The organism is Neoroseomonas terrae, from assembly GCF_018129025.1.
GTDB lineage: Bacteria > Pseudomonadota > Alphaproteobacteria > Acetobacterales > Acetobacteraceae > Neoroseomonas > Neoroseomonas terrae.
Map to the genome: position 1 here is coordinate 42,503 of NZ_JAAEDI010000022.1, position 19,142 is coordinate 61,644.

15 protein-coding genes are annotated in these 19,142 nt (G+C 68.8%); 4 read left to right on the forward strand and 11 right to left on the reverse strand.

All coding sequences use genetic code 11. The annotated features are described in order from the left end of the window. Nucleotides 1-31: 31 nt before the first annotated feature. Entirely contained in the window at nucleotides 32-598 is a 567-nt protein-coding gene (locus tag GXW78_RS19640) for a ribosome-inactivating family protein (RefSeq protein ID WP_211870598.1), read from the forward strand. A gap of 122 nt (nucleotides 599-720) precedes the next feature. Then, nucleotides 721-1,671: a pirin family protein gene (locus tag GXW78_RS19645; RefSeq protein WP_211870599.1), complete on the forward strand. Its 951-nt coding sequence runs from the start codon at nucleotides 721-723 to the stop codon at nucleotides 1,669-1,671. 3 nt (nucleotides 1,672-1,674) lie between these two features. Here GXW78_RS19645 and GXW78_RS19650 read toward each other — a convergent pair whose 3' ends face one another. Together GXW78_RS19650 and mazG are read right to left on the reverse strand one after the other, a co-directional pair. Beyond that, nucleotides 1,675-2,490, reverse strand: a complete 816-nt coding sequence (locus GXW78_RS19650) for a hypothetical protein (RefSeq protein ID WP_211870600.1) — start codon at nucleotides 2,488-2,490, stop codon at nucleotides 1,675-1,677. Nucleotides 2,491-2,622: 132 nt separating this feature from the next. Continuing rightward, a complete protein-coding gene (gene mazG, locus GXW78_RS19655) occupies nucleotides 2,623-3,435 on the reverse strand; it encodes a nucleoside triphosphate pyrophosphohydrolase (RefSeq protein WP_211870601.1) in 813 nt (270 codons plus the stop codon). A gap of 192 nt (nucleotides 3,436-3,627) precedes the next feature. Between mazG and GXW78_RS19660 the strand changes: the two genes are divergently transcribed. Then, a complete protein-coding gene (locus GXW78_RS19660; protein ID WP_211870602.1) occupies nucleotides 3,628-5,028 on the forward strand; it encodes an amidase in 1,401 nt (466 codons plus the stop codon). Between the two features lie 81 nt (nucleotides 5,029-5,109). Beyond that, nucleotides 5,110-6,666, forward strand: a complete 1,557-nt coding sequence (locus GXW78_RS19665; RefSeq protein WP_211870603.1) for an ABC transporter substrate-binding protein — start codon at nucleotides 5,110-5,112, stop codon at nucleotides 6,664-6,666. 252 nt (nucleotides 6,667-6,918) lie between these two features. Here the strand turns inward: GXW78_RS19665 and dnaE are convergent, their stop codons facing one another. The 9 genes from dnaE to GXW78_RS19710 form a co-directional block, all read right to left on the reverse strand. Continuing rightward, the gene (gene dnaE / locus GXW78_RS19670; RefSeq protein ID WP_211870604.1) at nucleotides 6,919-10,377 is read right to left on the reverse strand and encodes a DNA polymerase III subunit alpha; all 3,459 of its coding nucleotides are present in this window, start codon (nucleotides 10,375-10,377) and stop codon (nucleotides 6,919-6,921) included. Nucleotides 10,378-10,441: 64 nt separating this feature from the next. Further along, a complete protein-coding gene (locus tag GXW78_RS19675; protein ID WP_211870605.1) occupies nucleotides 10,442-11,227 on the reverse strand; it encodes a class I SAM-dependent methyltransferase in 786 nt (261 codons plus the stop codon). Between the two features lie 67 nt (nucleotides 11,228-11,294). Then, the gene (locus tag GXW78_RS19680) at nucleotides 11,295-11,978 is read right to left on the reverse strand and encodes an ABC transporter ATP-binding protein (RefSeq protein WP_211870606.1); all 684 of its coding nucleotides are present in this window, start codon (nucleotides 11,976-11,978) and stop codon (nucleotides 11,295-11,297) included. Beyond that, on the reverse strand, nucleotides 11,971-13,221 hold the full coding sequence (locus GXW78_RS19685; RefSeq protein WP_211870650.1) for a lipoprotein-releasing ABC transporter permease subunit: 1,251 nt from the start codon (nucleotides 13,219-13,221) through the stop codon (nucleotides 11,971-11,973). Before GXW78_RS19685 ends, GXW78_RS19680 begins: the two co-directional genes overlap by 8 nt. Before the next feature lie 7 nt (nucleotides 13,222-13,228). Continuing rightward, on the reverse strand, nucleotides 13,229-14,485 hold the full coding sequence (locus tag GXW78_RS19690; protein ID WP_211870607.1) for a lipoprotein-releasing ABC transporter permease subunit: 1,257 nt from the start codon (nucleotides 14,483-14,485) through the stop codon (nucleotides 13,229-13,231). Between the two features lie 8 nt (nucleotides 14,486-14,493). Beyond that, nucleotides 14,494-15,810, reverse strand: coding sequence for a proline--tRNA ligase (proS, locus tag GXW78_RS19695; protein WP_211870608.1), 1,317 nt, complete (start codon nucleotides 15,808-15,810; stop codon nucleotides 14,494-14,496). Between the two features lie 427 nt (nucleotides 15,811-16,237). Further along, entirely contained in the window at nucleotides 16,238-16,501 is a 264-nt protein-coding gene (locus GXW78_RS19700; RefSeq protein ID WP_211870609.1) for a DUF1467 family protein, read from the reverse strand. Nucleotides 16,502-16,669: 168 nt separating this feature from the next. Continuing rightward, nucleotides 16,670-18,316: a ribonuclease J gene (locus GXW78_RS19705; RefSeq protein ID WP_211870610.1), complete on the reverse strand. Its 1,647-nt coding sequence runs from the start codon at nucleotides 18,314-18,316 to the stop codon at nucleotides 16,670-16,672. A gap of 5 nt (nucleotides 18,317-18,321) precedes the next feature. Continuing rightward, nucleotides 18,322-19,140, reverse strand: a complete 819-nt coding sequence (locus GXW78_RS19710) for a type III pantothenate kinase (protein WP_211870611.1) — start codon at nucleotides 19,138-19,140, stop codon at nucleotides 18,322-18,324. Nucleotides 19,141-19,142: the final 2 nt, after the last annotated feature.

Consider the following 19,142-nt stretch of genomic DNA (forward strand, 5'->3'; position numbering starts at 1 on the left):
TCGTCAGGTTCAGATTGCTGCTTTCCCCACCTTGGACATCCAGGAGAGCAGGATGAGCTTCGACACGTGCTACCCGCTTCAGCTCGCCGGCATTCGTACCGCCGTCACCGGAAGGCAGGCGCCCACGCCCACCCCGTGGCGGCTGCCGAACCAGCAGGCCGCGCAATCGGTGCCTCTGGACAGCCTTGACGTCCAGGATTTGGCGGCGATCGATCTGATCTTCCGCCCAAGCGACCTCTACCTCCTGGGCTTCACCAACGCGTCGCGGCAGACCTTTGCCTTCGAAAACCAGAAGGACAACGTGCGCGGGGCGACGAGCCTCGGCTTTCCCGACGCATACAAGGACATGGGGATCGACCGCGACAGCTGGCTCACCGTGACGCTCGACGAGGTCGAGAAGGCGCTGTGGGAGATCGCCTACTGTGCCGGCCCGCCGGGGCGGGAGACGATGGGCAAGCTGGTCGTCGGCTTCTGCGAGGCGTCGCGCTTCCGCGACGTCGAGCGCTTCGTCACCGCGGGGTCGCGCTTCGATTGCAAGCTGCTCAAATGGGATTCCGCGGCCCGCGCGCCAGCGGACAAGCTGCTCCAGCCCGCCTGACCCTGACGCCCGATAACCGCGTGTGATGGTGGCCATCAGCCGTTGCCCCTGGCGCAGCGGTCCCGCGCGCGCGACATCGGCCGGGCGGGGTTATCCCCGCCCCGAACGGGAAAGGACAGAGCATGAGCACCCTCGACGAAGCCGACCCGGTCTGCCCGCCGCCGCCGCCGGGGCTCGAGACCGTCATCATTCCGCGCGCCCACGACATCGGTGGCTTCGAGGTGCGTCGTGCCCTGCCGGCGCGGGAACGACAGATGGTCGGCCCCTTCATCTTCTTCGACCAGATGGGGCCGGGGGAGTTCCTCACCGGCAAGGGGTTGGACGTGCGGCCGCACCCGCATATCGGCCTGTCCACCGTCACCTACCTGTTCGAGGGCGAGATCCTGCATCGCGACAGCCTTGGCAGTGCCCAGCCGATCCGGCCCGGAGCGCTGAACTGGATGACCGCCGGGCGCGGCATCGTCCATTCCGAGCGCACGGACCAGGCGCTGCGCGACCGGCCACGCCGGATGTTCGGCATCCAGTCCTGGGTCGCCCTGCCGAAATCCGCCGAGGACACGGCGCCCGCCTTCGCCCATCACGACGCCGGCGCGCTGCCGCTGGTGGACGATGCCGGACTGACGCTGCGCCTGATCGCAGGGGAGGGGTGGGGGCTGAAGGCGCCCGTCGCCGTCTCCTCACCGCTGTTCTACGCGGACGCCACGCTGCTGCCCGGCGCCCGGCTGCCGCTGCCGGACCAACATGAGGAGCGGGGTGCCTATGTCGTGGCAGGCTCGGTCGACGTCGCCGGCGTCACCTTCGAAGCCGAACGCATGCTGGTGTTCCGCGCCGGGGATGCGCTGGCGCTGACGGCCGGCCCGCAGGGCGCGCGGCTGCTGATGCTGGGCGGCGCAGCGATGGACGGGCCGCGCTACCTCTTCTGGAACTTCGTTGCCTCATCGCGCGAGCGGCTGGAGCAGGCGAAGGCGGATTGGAAGGGAGGCCGCTTCCCGACCGTGCCGGGCGACGACAAGGAGTTCATCCCGCTGCCCGAAGCGCGGGTAGCCGTGCGCGCTGAGACGCGGCCCAGCTGACCCTCAGCGCCAGCCCAACCCGAAGACCGCCGTCCGATCCGGCCCATCCGGCGCGCAGCGCCCGCCGAGATAAGGTGCGCCCGGCGCATTGGCCGCACGCACCGCGGCGGCGAAGGGGCTGCAGGCCAACCGAGCGGCGAGCTGCCGCTCCGTCTCCGGCAGGCCCGGCGCGTCCGGCGGCCAGGCCTGCCGCAGGAGGCGCTGCGCCTCGGCGGCGTGGCCGCTGTAGATGAGACAGGCGGCGAGGCGGGCAGCCTCGACGCCGGGATGCCGCCCGTTGCGCGTCGTCCAGTCGCCCGCGCGCAGCGCGGCGATCGCGGCATCGAGATCCGGATAGGTCGCGACGCGCTGTTCCGGCGGCGGCCGGTCCTCCGACACCGTCATGTCGGCGCAGGCTGTGCCGAGAGCGGCGGCCACCGGTCGGCGCATCGCCACGCCATCGGGTTCCAGAGCCCGACCGGTCCAGCGGAAGGGGATCGTCGGGTGAAGGTCGGCGGCGAGGCTGATCGGCGCCTCCCAGAAGTCAAAGCCGGCATCTGCGATGCTGATCGGTGGCCCGGCAGGCGGCGCCAATCGGATGATGTCGGGCTCCCGCTTGCCGAGGGGTAGGGAGGCGACGTGGGCCAAACCCGTTGGGCCCTGCCGGAACAGGTGCAGCGTCCAGCAACAATACGCACCGCCGCTCCAGCCGGTGATGCCGATGGCGGTCGCACCTTCGCCGATCGGGACGGGGGCGCCGTCGCGGAAGAGGGCGAAACGCTGGGCGGTTCCCTGCCAGAGCGTGCGGCCATCGCGGGTCAGGCGAAGCGCCTCGCCCATGCCTTGCGGGGCGGCAACGACCCGGCCTGCAATGCCGGCATCAAGGAGGGTCCGGCGAGGTTGAGCGGTAGCCTCATTCCATGAGAAAATACATAAAAATAATATAATAAGAGATGTTGTTTTCATAGTACCTCACCTTCCGCTGCGCTCATGGTGCTTCGCTGCCCGCCACAGCTCCTCCATCCGATCGAGCGTGGAATCGGCCGGGCTTTTTCCTTCAAAAAGAAGCTTCTGCTCTATGAATCCGAAGCGTCGTTCGAACTTCCGATTGGCGCCGCGCAAGCAATCTTCCGGGTCCAGGTCGAGCTTCCGGGCCAGATTGGCCAACACGAAAAGCAGGTCGCCAACCTCATCCTTTATTGCTTCATGATCAGCCGCTTGCTGTTCGTTCGAGAGTTCCGCTCGTAATTCCGCCGCCTCTTCCTCGAGCTTGTCGAGCACCGAAGCGGCGTCAGGCCAGTCGAAGCCTACCCGCCCGGCGCGGCGGGTCAGCTTCGCGGCGCGGGTCAGCGCCGGCAGTCTGGCCGGGATGCCGGCAAGCGTTCCGGTCTCCGCCCGGGCGGCACGCTCGGCAGCCTTCTGGACCTCCCACGCACCGACCTGACCTTCGGCCGTGCGCGCCGCTGCTTCACCGAACACATGAGGATGGCGTCGTATCATCTTGTCAGAAATTGCTTTCGCCACGTCGTGGAAGGCGAACCAACCGCGCTCCTCGGCCATGCGCGCGTGGTAGACCACCTGGAAAAGAAGATCGCCGAGTTCGTCCATCAGTACCGCCGGCTCGCCCTTGGCGATGGCGTCCTCGACCTCATAGGCCTCCTCGATCGTGTAGGGAGCGATGGAGGCGAAGTCCTGCACCTGGTCCCAGGGGCAGCCGGTCTCCGGATGGCGCAGCCGGGCCATGATCTCGATCAGCTCGGCGATGGCGGCGGGGGCGTCGGTCATGTCGGGTCCGTGCAGGTTCGGTGCCGTCGTCCCGCGCCGGCCGCGACCTGGCAAGCCCCGCCGGTTGCGCGCTGCGCCGTGCTTTCCGAAACTGCGCCTTCGCTTCCCAGGAATCCGACCGCCCATGGCCAAGGTCCGCGCCGCCGGCGCCCAAGATCGCTCCCGCATTCGCGCTGCATGGGGGCAGCCGGCATGACCGACCTCGCCACCCTGTCCGCCACCCAGCAGGCGCAGCTCGTTCGTGACCGTCGGGCCTCGCCCGTCGAGGTTACGAAGGCCGTGCTCGACCGCATCGCCGCGTGGGATTCCCGCCTCAACGCCTTCGTCGTGCTGGACGCGGACCGGGCGATGGATGCGGCCCGTGCTGCCGAGGTCGCGGTCATGGCCGGCCGGCCACTCGGCCCACTGCATGGCGTGCCGGTCACCATCAAGGACGTGCAGGCGGTCGAGGGACTGCCGACCCGCCGCGGTTCCCCGCTGACGGCGGACACCCCCGCCACCGCCGATGCGCCGCTGGTCGCGCGGCTGCGCGGGGCCGGGGCCATCATCCTCGGCAAGACCACCTCGACCGAGAATGGCTGGACCGCCGTCAGCAGCGGCCCGCTGACCGGCCATACGCACAATCCCTGGATGCACGGGCGGACGGCGGGCGGGTCGTCCTCCGGTGCGGCGGCGCTGGCGGGGGCGGGCTGCGGGGCGTTGCATCTCGGTACGGACGGGGCGGGGTCGATCCGCCTGCCGGCGCATTTCTGCGGCGCGGTCGGGCACAAGCCGACCTATGGGCTGGTGCCCTATGCGCCGGTGCCGAACAACAACTCGGTGTCGCATGCCGGGCCGATCGCCCGCAGCGCGGGGGACGCGGCGCTGATGCTGCAGGTCATGGGCGGTCTGCATCCGGCCGACCACACCACGCTGCCCATGGATTTCCGGGTCAGCGACATCTGGGCGCCCGATCTCAAGGGCCTGCGCATCGCTTACAGCCCGGACCTAGGCCATGCCCGCGTCGATCCGGAGATCGCGGCGAGCGTCCGGGCCTCGCTCAGCCTGCTGGAGGACCTCGGCGCTCATGTCGAGGAGGTGACGCCGCCCTGGGGACCACGGGGGCCCGAGCTCGAACGCCTCGTCTGGGCCGTGGCGATGTACCCGTTCGTCGAGACCGACCCGGCCCGCCGCGCCGCCATGGACCCCGGGCTCGTCGCGTGCCTGGACGCCTTCGCGGGGCTGACGGTGAAGCAGATGATCGACACGGCGGCCCGGCGCATCGCCTATGCCGCCGAGGTGAACACCTGGTTCGCCGACGGCGCATGGGACGCTCTGGTGACGCCCGCCGCCTCGGTGGCGGCCTTCGAGGTCGGGCGCCAGCGCCCTGCCCATTGGCCGGACCACGCATGGGACTGGTTGGTCTGGGCGGAGTTTTCCTACCCCTTCGACCTGTCCCACGGGCCGGCCGTGTCGGTGCCGTGCGGTCGCACCGCGGAGGGGCTGCCGATCGGCCTGCAGATCGCGGGGCCGCGCTGTTCTGACGCGATGATGCTGCGCATTGCCGATGCGTTCCTGCGGGCCCGACCGTTCAGCCCGGCCCACGCCAGCTGACACGGCGCAGTGCCCGGCGGCCGCCTTGACATGCCGTGATGGTCCGTCAGCTTGGGCGTGGAGTCTTGCCCGGGGGTCGCAATGAGGAAGTTCCTGCTCGCCGCAACGTTCTGCGTGGCCGCCGCATCGGGCAATGCGCAGACCCTGACCATCGCGGCGCAATCCGTGCCGACTGCGATGGATCCGCATTTCCATCGTGCGAACAGCAACAATGCGTTGCTGCGTCAGGTGTTCGACCCGATGGTCGATTTCGATTCGCAGGGGCAGATCGTCGCCCGCCTCGCTGAGTCCTGGCGGATCGTTGACGACCGAACCTGGGAGTTCCGCCTCCGCGAGGGCGTGCGCTTCCACGACGGCACGCCGCTGCGGGCCGACGATGTCGCCTTTTCCTTCGAACGCCTGCCGCTGGTGCCGAACAGCCCGGGGTCCTTCGCTTCCGCGGTGCGGACCGTGTCGGGCGTCACGATCGTGGACGACCGGACGCTTCGCATCACGACCAGCGAGCCGTCGCCCTTCCTGGATGCGGAGCTGACGGCGGTGATGATCCTGTCGCGGCGGCTGCACGAGAATGCCAGCACGGCCGATTTCAACACCGGGCGTGCCATGATCGGCACCGGCGCCTATCGCCACGTCGCCTATGTCAACGGCGAGCGCATGGAGGTGGAGCGCAACCCGACCTTCTGGGGCGGGACCCCGCCGTGGGCGCGCGTGCAGATCCGCTTCGTGACGAGCGCCGGCGGCCGCGTGGCGGCGCTGCTGTCAGGCGATGTGGACTTGATCGACGGCGTGCCGACGCAGGACATCGCGCGCCTGTCGGCCGACCGGCGGGTCGAGATCTTCAGCACGGATGCCAACGGAACCGCCTATCTGTTCCCGGACACGGTCCGTGACCGGGCTCCCCAAATCACCGACAACCAGGGCCGGCCGTTGGACCGCAACCCGCTGCGCGATGAGCGGGTGCGGCAGGCGCTGTCCCTCGCGATCAACCGCCCGGCCATCGTCGAACGGCTGCTGGCCGGGGAGGGGACGCCGGCCGAGCAGTTCGCGCCGCCCATCGCCGTCGGGCGCATCCCGAACCGCCCGCCGATCCCGAATGATATCGCGCGGGCGCGGGCGCTGCTGGCCGAAGCGGGATACCCGCAGGGTTTTCGGATGACGATCCACGGGCCGAATGGCTGGTTCCCGGGCGATGCTGAAGTGCTCCAGGCGGTCGCCCAGGGCTTCACCCGGGTCGGCGTGACGACGACGGTCGAGGTACTGCCGACCGCGACCTTCTTCTCTCGCGCCACGAACCGCGACTTCGCGATGTTCATGACGACCTACGCTTCGAACCTCGCGGCGATCACGCTCCAGCAGGTGGTGGCGACGCGCAACAGCGAGACGCGGATGGGGCCGTTCAACCGGCAGCATTACTCGAACCCGGCGATGGACCGGGTGCTGGAGGAAGCCCTGCGGACCATGGACCGGACGCGGCGGGATGCTCTGACGGCCGAGGCGATGTCCATCGCGATGGATGATGGCGCGGTGATCCCGATCTTCTACCTGAAGGCGACCTGGGCGGGGGTGCGGGGCCGCGTGCGGTACGAGGCTTCGCCGAACTGGTACACGAACGCGCTGCAGGCGACGCCGGCGAATTGAGCCGGCTGACGGCGGGACGGTTGAGTACGCCGTCCTGCCGGGTGCAGCCGCTGGCGTAGGCCGATGTTGATCGGCCGCCGGCTTGGCGGTCAGCCGCGACCGCATCGCAAGCTGTTGGCCGCAAAGGGACGTGCCGGATCCAAGGACAGAATTACCGCATAAGGTATATTATGGAAAAATCGGACCCGCCATTGCAGCAGCGATGGTTAAGCTCGTCCGCTCGTCGGTACGCTAGACTACCGGCTGCCGAGGTCAGATCTCCTCGACGCTCGACACTCCCGGCACGACTTTCATCGCCTGCATCACCCGTGGGCCGATGTTGAACCCGCCCGGCAGCGCCATCTCCACTTCCTGGCCTGGGCCCGTTCGCGGCACCAACACCACGCGACCCTTGCCGCGGCCCTCGCGGTTCAGCAGCGCCTGGATCGGCGCGACGCCCACAATGTCGTCCAGCCACAGCCTGACGCCACCGCCGGCGCCGCTCGCAGCCTTGTCCAGCGGCTCGACATCATTCGCCGTCAGGCGCAGCGCTTCGCCCTCCATCCGGGCCTCGGCCGTCACCAGCACGGCCTGACCCTCCGCCAGCAGCTCCCGAGACCGATTCAGCACCTCGGAGAAGCACGTCACCTCGAACGACCCCTGAGCGTCCGACAGCCGAACCCAGGCCATGCGGCTGCCGGTCTTGGTCGTACGTTCCTTGGCGTTCACCACCGTCCCGGCCAGTTTGAGCCGCGCCGCGCCCGACCGCGCCCGATCCGCGATCAACGCCGAGGGCGTCACGCCCAGCCGCTGCAACGCCTTGCGATAGGTATCCAGCGGATGCGCCGACAGATGGAAGCCGACCGCCTCGGCCTCGTGAGACAGTCGTTCCAGCAGCGGCCAATCCGGTACTTCCGGGAGCCGTAGGGGTTCATTTCGTTGCGCATCCGCCCCGAACAGCCCGATCTGGCCCGAGCCGCGTTCCTCGGCATCCGCCTGGGCGCGCCGCAGGATCGTCTCGGCGCCGGCCATGACCTTGGCGCGATTGCGTTCCAGCCCCTCGAACGCCCCGGCCCGCGCCAGATTCTCCAACTGCATCTTGTTCAGCAGCTTCGGGTCGACGCGTGCGGCGAACTCCGCCAGCGAGGTGAAGGCTTGATCGCCGCGCGCCTTCACCAGATCCTTCATCGCCGTCTCGCCGACGCGCTTCACCGCCGCCAGCGCGAAGCGGATCTGCTCCTTGCCCTCGGTCGAGATCTCCACGCGGAACTCGGCGCCCGACCGGTTGATGTCCGGCGGCAGGACCGGAATGCCGAGCCGCGCACATTCCTGCATGTGCCCGGCCAGCTTGTCGGTGTTCGACAAATCGAGCGTCATCGACGCCGCCAGGAACGGCACCGTGTGGTTCGCCTTGAGCCAGGCGGTCTGGTAGCTGACCAGCGCGTAGGCCGCGGCGTGCGACTTGTTGAAGCCATAGTCGGCGAAGCGTTCCATCAGGTCGAAGATCTCGGCCGCTTTCGCCGGCTCGATGCCGCGCTTCTCCGCGCCCTCGCAGAAGATGGCGCGCTGCTTCACCATCTCCTCGCGAATCTTCTTGCCCATGGCGCGGCGCAGTAGGTCCGCGCCGCCCAGCGAATACCCCGCCAGGTCCTGCGCGATCTGCATCACCTGCTCCTGATAGACCATGATGCCGTAGGTCTCTTCCAGGATGTGCATGATCGCCGGATGCGGCGGCTCCCACGCCTCGCCGAGCTTGCGCGCGCAATAGGCCGGGATGTTTGCCATCGGCCCCGGCCGGTACAGCGCCACGGCCGCGACCAGGTCCTCGAAGCGGGACGCACGCATCTGCCGCAGGCAGTCACGCATCCCCTGCCCTTCGAACTGGAACACCCCGGCGGCGTCGCCCTTGGCGAGCATCGCGTAGGTCTTCTCGTCATCCAGCGGGATGGCCGCGATGTCGACGTGCTTGCCCTGCGATTCCAGGATGCCGAGCGCGCGCTCGATCACCGTCAGCGTCTTCAGCCCCAGGAAGTCGAACTTCACCAGCGAGGCCGCTTCCGCGTACTTCATCGAATACTGCGTCACCAGCATCGGCGACCGCGGATCGCGATATAGCGGCACGGTATCCAGCAGAAGCCGCCGCCCGATCACCACGCCGGCCGCGTGGGTCGAGGCATTGCGGTACAGCCCCTCGACTTGCCCGGCGATCTCCAGCAGGCGATGCACCTGCTCGTCGCCGTCCCGCAATTCCTGCAATCGCGGCTCGCCCTCGATTGCCTGGGACAGCGTCACCGGCTTGGCCGGGTTGAACGGGATCAGGGAGGCGATCTTGTCCACCTGGCCGTAGGGCATGCCGAGCACGCGCCCCACGTCGCGCACCGCCGCCTTGGCCTGCAGCTTGCCGAAGGTGATGATCTGCGCGACGCGGTCCGCACCGTATTCGCGCACCACGTACTGGATCACCTCGTCACGCCGGTCCTGGCAGAAATCGATGTCGAAATCGGGCATCGACACGCGCTCGGGGTTCAGGAAGCGCTCGAACAGCAGGCCGAAGCGCAGCGGATCGAGATCGGTGATCATCAGCGCCCAGGCGGCGACCGAGCCAGCGCCCGACCCGCGCCCCGGCCCGACCGGGATCGGCGGCGTCTGCGCCTTCGCCCATTGAATGAAGTCCGCGACGATCAGGAAGTAGCCGGGAAAGCCCATCTTCTCGATGACGGACAGCTCGTAATCCAGCCGCTCGCGATAGACCTGCCGCTTCGCCTCGTCCGGCACGGGGTCCAACGCGTCCAGCCGCTTCTCTAGGCCTTCCACGGCCATGGACCTCACGGTCTCCGCCTCGGTCATGCCCGGCTTCACTTTCGGGCAGACCGGCAGCTCCGGCTTCTTGCTTTCCGCCATCACCGCGCACATCCGGGCGATGGCGAGCGTGTTGTCGCAGGCATCCGGCAGGTCGGCGAACAGCGCGCGCATGTCGGCGGCGGGCTTGAACCAATGCTCGGGCGTCACGCGGCGGCGCTCGCGCTCGGCCATGGTGCGGCCCTCGGCGATGCAGAGCAGTGCGTCATGCGCCTCATACATCCCGCGCGCGGCGAAATAGACGTCGTTGGCCGCGACGATCGGCAACCGCGCCTGCTTGGCGAGCGCCAGCAATCCGGCCTCGACCGGCCCCTCATGCGGCAAGCCATGGCGGTGCAGTTCGACCGCAAGCCGGTCGGGGAAGGCCTCCCGCAGCGCATGCAGGATGCGCCCGGCGGCATCCCGCCGCCCCTCACCCAGCAACCGCGCGACCGGCCCGAGCGTGCCGCCGGTCAGCAGGAAGATGCCCTCGGCATGCTCGCGCAGCAGGTCCAGCGTCACCGCCGCCCGGCCCGAGGGATCGTCCCGCAGATAGCCCTTCGACGACAGCTTCTGCAGGTTCTCGAGCCCCGCCGCATCCATCGCCAGCGCGACCAGCGGATCAGGATTCTGCCGCGCGATGTCCGGCCGGTCCGGATCGGCCTCGGCCCGCGTCAGGAACAACTGGCAGCCCATGATCGGCTGCACGCCCTTCTTCGCGCAGTATTCAGCGAATTCCAGTGCGCCAAACATGTTGGCGCTGTCGGTCAGTGCCACCGCCGGCATGCCGTTCGCCGCGGCCAGCGCCGCCAGCTTGTCGGGCCGGATTGCCCCCTCGCTCAGCGAATAGGCCGAATGGACGTGCAGATGGATGAAGGAGGTCGGGTCAGTCATTTCCGGACTCGCGGGGCACCCGGCAGGATACCCCGCGCGACCGGTCCGCGGAACGCCGGCGGAATCATGCCTTCACGCCCTTCACCGCATTCGCCGTCGCGCTCGCGGTGATGCCGCCATCCGCATCCAGTGGCAGCCGCGCGCGGACCCGTTCCTTGATCGCGTTGCGCTGCGATTCCGGCGCCGAGGCCAGCGCAGCCCCTGTCGTCGGGCCGCGCTGGCTGACCGCCCAATAGGCATCGAAATCCGCGAAGCGCCGCGTCACCGTGATGCTGCGCGTGTCCACCTCCCGCAGCCCGGCGGCCGACCACAGCGCCGGCATGACGTCGCGCCGGGACGCCTCGGCCGAGGGCGGCAGGGGCACCGTCACGCCCATCGCCTTGGCCTCCTCATGCACCGCCGCAACCGGGAACCCGCCGCCAGCCAGATCCCAGGCATAGGCGGCGACGATGCCGCCCGGGCGGACCACGCGCACCATCTCGGCGACGCCGCGCGCCGGTTCAGGTACGAAGAACAGCACCAGCGCCATGATCGCGGCATCGAACTCGGCATCGGCAAAGGGGAGTTCCATCGCGCTGCCCTGCCGGAACCGCGCAGGCCGGCCGGCGAGCCGGTCACGCGCATAGGCCAACTGCGCCGGGGAAGGATCGATCCCCTCCACCATCGTCGGCGCGCAGCGATCGATCAGCATCTCGGTCGAGGCGCCGTTGCCGCAGCCGATATCGGCCCACCGGAGCCCTGGCGGCGGTGCCAGCCAGTCGAGGAACACCTCCCCCGCCAGGCGGCTCCAGACGCCCATGAATTCCTCATAGGCCGCGCCATCGTTGAAGACGATCGGAGCATCGGCCATGCCGGTATCCTCCCGAGGGCTACCGGCATCAGATGGGGCGGCCCGCGCCCTGGTCAATGCGACGCCGTTATGAGGCGGCGACCACGCGGCCTTCATCCAGCGTGACGATCCGGTCCATCCGCCGCGCGAGCTCGGGGTTATGGGTCGCGACCAGCGCGGCGACCCCCTGCCCCCTCACCTGCTCCAGCAACTCGCCGAACACCCGGTCCGACGTGCCGACATCGAGGTTCCCGGTCGGCTCATCCGCCAGCAGGATGCGGGGTCGGTTCGCCAGCGCACGGGCGATCGCGACGCGCTGCTGCTCGCCGCCCGAGAGCTTGCCAGGCGGATGGTCCTCGCGTCCGGTCAACCCGAAGGCCGCAAGCAACTCCCTCGCCCGCGCATTGGCCGCCTTGCGAGACACGCCGGCCGCCATCTGCGGCAGGGCGATGTTCTCCTCCGCCGTGAACTCCGGCAGGAGGTGGTGGAACTGGTAGACGAAGCCGATCGTCGTGCGGCGGATCGCGGTGCGCGCATCGTCGGAGAGCGAGCCGGCGGCGCGGCCCTCGACGAAGACCTCCCCGGCATCCGGCTTCTCCAGCAGGCCCGCGAGATGCAGCAGCGTCGACTTGCCGGTGCCCGACGGCGCGACCAGCGCGACGATCTCGCCGGCGGCGAGGGTGAGTTCCGCCCCGCGCAGCACCGGCAGCACGCCGCTGCCCGATTTGTAGCGCCGTTCGACGGCGGCGAGGCGCAGCGGGACATCATTCATGGCGCAGCGCCTCCACCGGATCGAGCCGCGCCGCGCGCCAGCTCGGGAAGATCGTCGCCACCAGCGACAGAAGGAAGCCGAGGCCGACGACCTGGATCACCTCCAGCGGGTCGACCACCGCCGGGATGCGGGTCAGGAAGTAGATCTCGGGGTCGAAGATGACGGTGCCGGTGGCACTCATCAGCCCCTGCCGGATGGTCTCCAGATTGGCGCAGACGAGCAGCCCGAGCCCGAGCCCCAGCACCGTGCCGACGCCGCCTACCGCTGCCCCGCACAGCAGGAATATGCGCAGCACCGCGCCCTGCCGCGCGCCCATGGTCCGCAGGATGGCGATGTCCTTCCCCTTGTCCTTCACCAGCATGATCAGGGAGGAGATGATGTTGAACGCCGCCACCACGATGATAAGCGTCAGGATCAGGAACATCACGTTCCGCTGCACCTGGACGATCTGGAAGAAGCCGCTGTTCGCCGTCTGCCAGTCGAGGATGCTGAGCGGCCGGCCGGCGAATTCCTGCCGGATCACCCGCGCTACGGGGCCGGCGGCGTCCGGGTTGGTCAGATGCACCTCGATCTGGCTGACGAAGCCGCGACGCTGGAAGAACACCTGTGCGGCCTCGAGCGGCATGAAGACGAAGGCGGCATCGTATTCCTGCATGCCGACCTCGAAGATCGCGACCACGCGATAGGCGCGCAATCGCGGCACGGTGCCGAACACCGTGGTGCGCCCCTCCGGCGAGATGACAGTGACGCGGTCCCCCACCCCGACATCGAGGCGCCGCGCCAACACCGTGCCGATCGCGATGGCGTCGTCCCCGGTGAACTCCGCGAGGCTGCCGGCCCGGATGTTGTCCGCGACGATCGGGCGCTGGCGGAGCTCGTCGGGAGCGACACCGCGCGCAAGGCCCCCGGCCGAAGCACCCGCATCCGTCGTCAGCAGCACCTGGCCTTCCAGCGTCGGCGTCGCCTGCGTGACCTGCGGCATGGTGCGGATGCGGGCGGCGATGGGCTCATAGTCGCGCAACAGCCCTTCCGCCGCCGAGATGCCGAGATTGCCGTTCAGCCCCAGGATTCGGGTCAGCAGTTCCTGGCGGAAGCCGCCCATCACCGACAGCACGACGATCAGCGTCGCGACGCCGAGCGCGATGCCGGCCAGCGAGAATCCTGCGATCAGGGACACCGCACGCTCACCCTTGCGCGCGCGGAGGTAGCGGGCCGCAACCATGCGTTCGAAGGCGCCGAACATGCCGGGCTCAGCCATGCCGCAGCGCCTCGGCCGGGTCGATCCGCGCGGCGCGCCAGCTTGGCCACAGCGTCGCCAGCAGCGACAGGCCAAAGCCCATGGCCACGATCGTCGCCACTTCGCCCTGATCCACGACCGAGGGAAGCTGCATCAGGAAGCTCAGCTCGGCGGCGCCGAACAGCCCCGTTTCCTGCAGCCAGGCGAGGCCCCGCCGCAGTGCCGGGAAGTTGGTCGCGGCGCCGAGCCCGAGCCCGAAGCCGAGCAGGGTCCCGCCGCAGCCGATCGTCGCCCCGCACAGGATGAAGATGCGCAGCACCGCGCCGCGGCCCGCCCCCATGGTGCGCAGGATGGCGATGTCCCGCCCCTTGTCCTTCACCAGCATGGTCAGGGAGGAGATGATGTTGAACGCTGCCACCAGCACGATCAGCGTCAGGATCAGGAACATCACCTTCCGTTCCACGACCACCGCCGCATAGATGCTGCTGTTGGCCGCCTGCCAGTCTGCGATGCGCAGCGGCTGGCCGGCGAAGGCGCTGCGCACGGCGTTGGTGACAGCGCCGATGCGTGCGGGATCATCGACCAGGATCTCGACCTGGCTCACCGCCTCGCCCAGCCCGAACAGGGATTGCGCGGTGGCGAGCGGTACGAAGATCGTCCGCCCGTCATATTCCGGCATGGCGAGGTCGAAGGTGGCCACCACCGTCATCGCGCGTTGCACGGGTGCCGCCGTGAAATTACCGCCGCGGGCCTGCGGCAGAAGCAGCGTGATGGTGTCGCCCGGCTGCACCCGCATCCGCGCGGCGAGCCGCCATCCCATCACGACGCTGTCCTCCGGCCCGAAGGCGTCCAGGCTGCCGAGCCGCAGCGCGCGCTGCATCGAGGGCCGGTCGCGCAGCGCTTCCGGCGGCAGGCCGCGCAGCTGCGCCGCCGAGGCCCCGCCGGCGGGCGTGGTCAGCAGCACCTGCCCTTCCACCGCCGGCGCTGCCTGTTCGATGCCGCCGATCCCGCGCAGCCGGTCGAGGATCGCCTGATAGCCTTCCAGCGCCCGGCCACGTTCCGGCTGAATGGTCAGGTGACCATTCAGCCCGATGATCCGGTTCATCAGATCCTGCCGGAAGCCGTTCATCACCGAAGTCACGATGATCAGCGTCGCGACGCCGAGCGTGATGCCCACCAGCGAGAACAGCGCCGTCACCGAGACGAAGCGTTCCCCCTTGCGCGCCCGTAGGTAGCGGAAGGCGACGGCGCGCTCGAAGGCCCCGAACATGCGCCGGCTCAGCCGCCGCGGATCTTCGCGATCGCGTCCTCGGGCGAAACCTCCGCACGCTCGCCGGTGGCGCGGCGCTTGAGTTCGACCTTGCCGGCGGCCGCACCACGCGGGCCGACGATGGCCTGCCAGGGGAAGCCCATCAGATCGGCATCGGCGAATTTCTCGCCGGCCCGCGCGTTGCGATCGTCATAGACGGCCTGGTCGCCGAGGGCCGCATAAAGGCTCTCGCACATCGCATCCGTTCCCGCGTCACCGACGCGCAGGTTGAGGACGGCCGCCGCCCACGGCGCGACGGAATCCGGCCATTTGATGCCCGCCTCGTCGTGGTTCGCCTCGATCAGCGCGCCGACCAGGCGGGAGACGCCGATGCCGTAGGACCCCATCTCCGGCGTCACCGTCGTCCCGTCCGGCCCGGCCAACGTCAGCCCCAGCGGTGCCGCATACTTGGTGCCGAAGAAGAAGATGTGGCCGACCTCGATGCCACGCCCTTCGCGGCGGCGCTCGGCCGGGACCTGGTCCCAGGCCGCCGTGTCGTGCATCTCGTCGGTGGCGGCGTAGTTGGTCGTCACGCGTTCGAAGAACGCCTTCAGCCCGCCCACATCGTCGGTCGAGACATCGGCCTTCGCCCAGTCCGTGCTCTCATAGGCCGCGTCGTAGAACACGCCGCTCTCGCCGGTCTCGGCGAGAATGATGAACTCGTGGCTCAGATCGCCGCCAATCGGCCCCGTATCGGCGCGCATCGGCACCGCGGTCAGACCCATGCGCTGGAAGGTCCGGAGGTAGGCCAGGAACATCTGGCGGTAGGAATGCTCGGCCCCGGCCTTGTCGAGGTCGAAGGAATAGGCGTCCTTCATCAGGAATTCGCGCCCGCGCATCACGCCGAAGCGGGGCCGCACCTCATCCCGGAACTTCCATTGGATGTGATAGAGGTTGCGCGGCAGGTCGCGATACGACTTCGCGTAGGTCTTGAAGATGTCGGTGACCACTTCCTCGTTGGTCGGGCCGAACAGCATCTCCCGCTCATGCCGGTCGGTGATGCGCAGCATCTCCTTGCCGTAATCCTCATAGCGGCCGGATGCGCGCCAGAGCTCGGCCGACTGGATGGTCGGCATCAGGATCTCCTGCGCGCCGGCGCGGTCCTGCTCCTCCCGTACGATCTGCTCGACATTGCGCAGCACGCGCAGGCCCGCCGGCAGCCAGGCATAGATGCCTGCGGCGGTCTGCCGGACCAGGCCGGCGCGCAGCATCAGGCGGTGGGAAGCGATCTGCGCCTCGGCGGGCGTTTCTTTCAGTGTCGGCAGGAAGGCGCGGGAGAGGCGCACGGTCAGTCCTTTGCGGCGTTCGTCGGCGGAACCTACTGGCCCCGACGCCGAGCCGGAAGGCCCCCGCCGCATGCTCCGCCGCGATGCATGCGAACTCACAAAGCGTTTAAGAATGCTGCAACTGCGAAGCGCGGCGCGACAGAAAAATACGTGAAAGCGACGCCGGGTTGCGGTTTATGCTTGCGGGCGGATTTCGTGACGCCCTAGAAAAAGAAAGGGCCGCGCCCCGAAGGTCGCGGCCCAAGTTTAGGGAGGAAACGCCAGTCACACGGCAGGAAGAGAACCAATCTCTTCCTGAGAAGAAGAATGGCCCCACACGGCCCTGGCGACAACGAAGAATACCGCAGCGCAGGATGAAAAAAGCGGCGTTGAACCGCATCCTGCGTAAAAGCGGAGCAGACCGGCGAGCAGACTGCTTCATCAGTGATCAGGGCCCAGGCATCGACCACGGGCCGGAGCGGAAGGACAGCCACTCGCTCTCCACGACCGCCCAGATCCCCAGCCAGACGATTCCGGACACCACCGTCGTTGCGATCAACTTGCGCAGCAAATGCGGCGCGGTGGGCGCACCGCGCCAGCCGCCCGCCGCCGGATCGCCCTCGACATCAGGGCGCACGCCGATGGGCAGGATGGCGAACAGCACCGTCCACCAAGCCAGCAGATAGACGACGGTGCCGGTGAACCAGGTCATGCTGGGCAGTTCCTTACATCCGTCATGAGTGACCCGGCAGGAGCTTCGTCCCCCTCCGGATCTGTCACCCTCCAAAGGCCAAACAGCCCTTGGAAACCACTACATGGTGCCGGGCGCCGCAGCCCGCCCTTGGTTGATGCGGCGCTCATGCCCGGCGTGCGTCTGCCATCACACCCGCAGCAAGTGCACCTCGACCATCGGTCGCTTCCGCAGCCGCTTGCCGACGGCCTTGCGCAGCACCGAACGCGCGGCCTCACGCAGCTGATCGTCCTCCCGCTTCAACGCCGCCGGCAGGTCGGCCAGGGCCCGTCGGAACTCCGCGGCGACGATCGCCGGCTCGGCATCGCCGGGCTCGAACAGGCCGGGTGCGGAAATCTGCGGCTCGCCGAGCACGCGCCCCTGCGCGTCGACGGCAAGTGAGGCCACCACCATGCCGTTGAACATCATCCGACGGCGGGCAGCGATCAGCGCACCGTCGATCGGCAGCAGTCGGTCGCCATCCACGGCGAGTCGCCCGGTCGGCACGCCTTCGACCACCTCCGGGCGGTTGCCCGACAGGCGCAGCACGTCCCCGTCCTCGATCAGGAAGGGCGTCGCGCCGCCATCGCGCGCAAGGGCGCCATGCTCCTGCATGTGCCGCCACTCGCCATGCACCGGCACGGCATAGCGCGGCTTCACCAGCGCATAGAGCCGCTTCAATTCGTCTCGCGCCGGATGGCCGGAGACGTGGACCATGTGGTCCTCATCGGTCATCACCTTGCAGCCGCGCCGCGCCAACCCGTCCTGCACGCGCTGGATCGCCTGCTCATTCCCCGGAATGCGACGGGAGGAGAAGATGACGGTATCCCCCTCCCCCAGCGCGATGTCGGGATGCGTGTCCTCGGCGATCTTCGCCATGGCCGAACGCGGCTCACCCTGGCTGCCCGTGCAGATCAGCAGCAGTTCCTCATCCGGGATGTAGCCGGCATCCTCCTGCGGCACGAAGGGCGGGATGGACTTCAGGTACCCGCAATCGCGCGCCGCGGTCTCGATATTGCGCAGCGACCGGCCGAACAGCGCGACCTGCCGCCCCGCCGCCTTGCCCGCGAGCGCGATCGATTCCAGCCGCGCGACGTTCGAGGCGAAGCCCGTTACCGCCACGCGGCCGCTCATGCCGCGGATCAGCGCGGCCAGGTTCCGCCGCACCTCGGATTCGCTGCCCGAATGCCCCTCCACCATGGCGTTGGTCGAATCGCAGACCATGGCGAGCACGCCTTCCTCGCCGAGCTTCGCGAAGGCGTCCTCATCCGTGCGCGGCCCGATCAGCGGATCTGGGTCGAGCTTCCAGTCGCCGGTGTGCAGCACCGTGCCGTGCCGGGTGCGTAGGACCAGCGCCTGCGCTTCCGGAATGGAATGCGTCACCGGCAGGAATTCGCAGTCGAAGGGGCCCAGCCGGAAGCGCGTACGCGGCAGTGTCACCTCGAGAGGCACCTCCTGCAGCATCCCGGCCTCGGTCAGCTTGCGCGTGAGCACGGCCGCAGCGAAGGGCGTCGCGAAGATCCTGCAGCGGAACTGCCGCCACAGATGCACGACCGCGCCGATGTGGTCCTCATGCGCGTGGGTGATGACCAGTCCCAGCAGCCGGTCGCGCCGCTCCGCGAGCCAGGCGGGGTCCGGCACCATCACATCCACTTCGGGGTTGTCGTGGCCGGCAAAGCCCAGGCCGCAATCGACGGCCAGCAGCGCGTCGTCGCAGCGATAGACATTGAGATTCATGCCAATCTCGCCGGTTCCGCCCAGCGGAAGAAAGGCGAGGTCGCCGGTTGCGGCGTTCATCGTGTTCAGTCGGAATCCGATCGGAGGGGGTCGCGCAGGGCGCTGTGGTGGAAGACGGGAACCGGGTTGCGGTCCGCAAGCAGGCGCAGACCCTCAAGCGTGATGTCGGGGTCGGTCTTCTCGATGACAAGGGTGCCTTCGGCAAACAGCGGTGCGAGGCCGCCGGTCGCGATCACCTTGAGCGGGCGGCCGTATTCCGCCTTGATCCGCGCCACCAGCCCCTCGATCAGCCCGACATAGCCCCAATAGATGCCGGACTGCATCGCCGGCACGGTCGACCGCCCGATCACCGATTGCGGCCGGCCGATGCCGATGCGCGGCAGCCGGGCGGCGGCCTTGTGCAGCGCCTCGATCGACAGGTTGATGCCGGGGCAGATGACACCACCCAGATAGGCGCCGTCCTCATCCACCACGTCGAAGGTGGTCGCCGTGCCGAAGTCGATGACCATCAGCGGCCCGCGGTAATGATGATGCGCGGCGAGCGAGTTCAACAGACGGTCCGCGCCGACTTCATTCGGCTGATCGACGCGGATGTCGAAGCCCCAGTTCAACGGCGCGCGGGCGATCAGCGGTTCCGTGTCGAACCAGTCGCGGCAGAGCCGGCGAAGGTTGTACAGCGCCGCCGGCACGACGGTGCCGATCACGCAGCGGGTGATGTCGTTGGCGTTCACCCCGGCATGCTGGAACAGCGCGAGCAGCCATACCGCGTACTCGTCGGATGTACGATCGGCGCGGGTCGCGATGCGCCAGCGCCCGCGCCATTCCTTCCCGTCATGGACGGCGAAGACGACATTCGTATTGCCGGCGTCGATGGCGAGAAGCATGT

Bases quoted from the DNA above. Each gene is read 5' to 3' on its own strand.
- GXW78_RS19645 (WP_211870599.1), top strand. From the start codon at position 721: ATGAGCACCCTCGACGAAGCCGACCCGGTCTGCCCGCCGCCGCCGCCG.
- GXW78_RS19650 (WP_211870600.1), bottom strand. From the start codon at position 2,490: ATGGGCGAGGCGCTTCGCCTGACCCGCGATGGCCGCACGCTCTGGCAG.
- mazG (WP_211870601.1), bottom strand. From the start codon at position 3,435: ATGACCGACGCCCCCGCCGCCATCGCCGAGCTGATCGAGATCATGGCC.
- GXW78_RS19660 (WP_211870602.1), top strand. From the start codon at position 3,628: ATGACCGACCTCGCCACCCTGTCCGCCACCCAGCAGGCGCAGCTCGTT.
- GXW78_RS19665 (WP_211870603.1), top strand. From the start codon at position 5,110: ATGAGGAAGTTCCTGCTCGCCGCAACGTTCTGCGTGGCCGCCGCATCG.
- dnaE (WP_211870604.1), bottom strand. From the start codon at position 10,377: ATGACTGACCCGACCTCCTTCATCCATCTGCACGTCCATTCGGCCTAT.
- GXW78_RS19675 (WP_211870605.1), bottom strand. From the start codon at position 11,227: ATGGCCGATGCTCCGATCGTCTTCAACGATGGCGCGGCCTATGAGGAA.
- GXW78_RS19680 (WP_211870606.1), bottom strand. From the start codon at position 11,978: ATGAATGATGTCCCGCTGCGCCTCGCCGCCGTCGAACGGCGCTACAAA.
- GXW78_RS19685 (WP_211870650.1), bottom strand. From the start codon at position 13,221: ATGTTCGGCGCCTTCGAACGCATGGTTGCGGCCCGCTACCTCCGCGCG.
- GXW78_RS19690 (WP_211870607.1), bottom strand. From the start codon at position 14,485: ATGTTCGGGGCCTTCGAGCGCGCCGTCGCCTTCCGCTACCTACGGGCG.
- GXW78_RS19700 (WP_211870609.1), bottom strand. From the start codon at position 16,501: ATGACCTGGTTCACCGGCACCGTCGTCTATCTGCTGGCTTGGTGGACG.
- GXW78_RS19705 (WP_211870610.1), bottom strand. From the start codon at position 18,316: ATGAACGCCGCAACCGGCGACCTCGCCTTTCTTCCGCTGGGCGGAACC.
- GXW78_RS19710 (WP_211870611.1), bottom strand. From the start codon at position 19,140: ATGCTTCTCGCCATCGACGCCGGCAATACGAATGTCGTCTTCGCCGTC.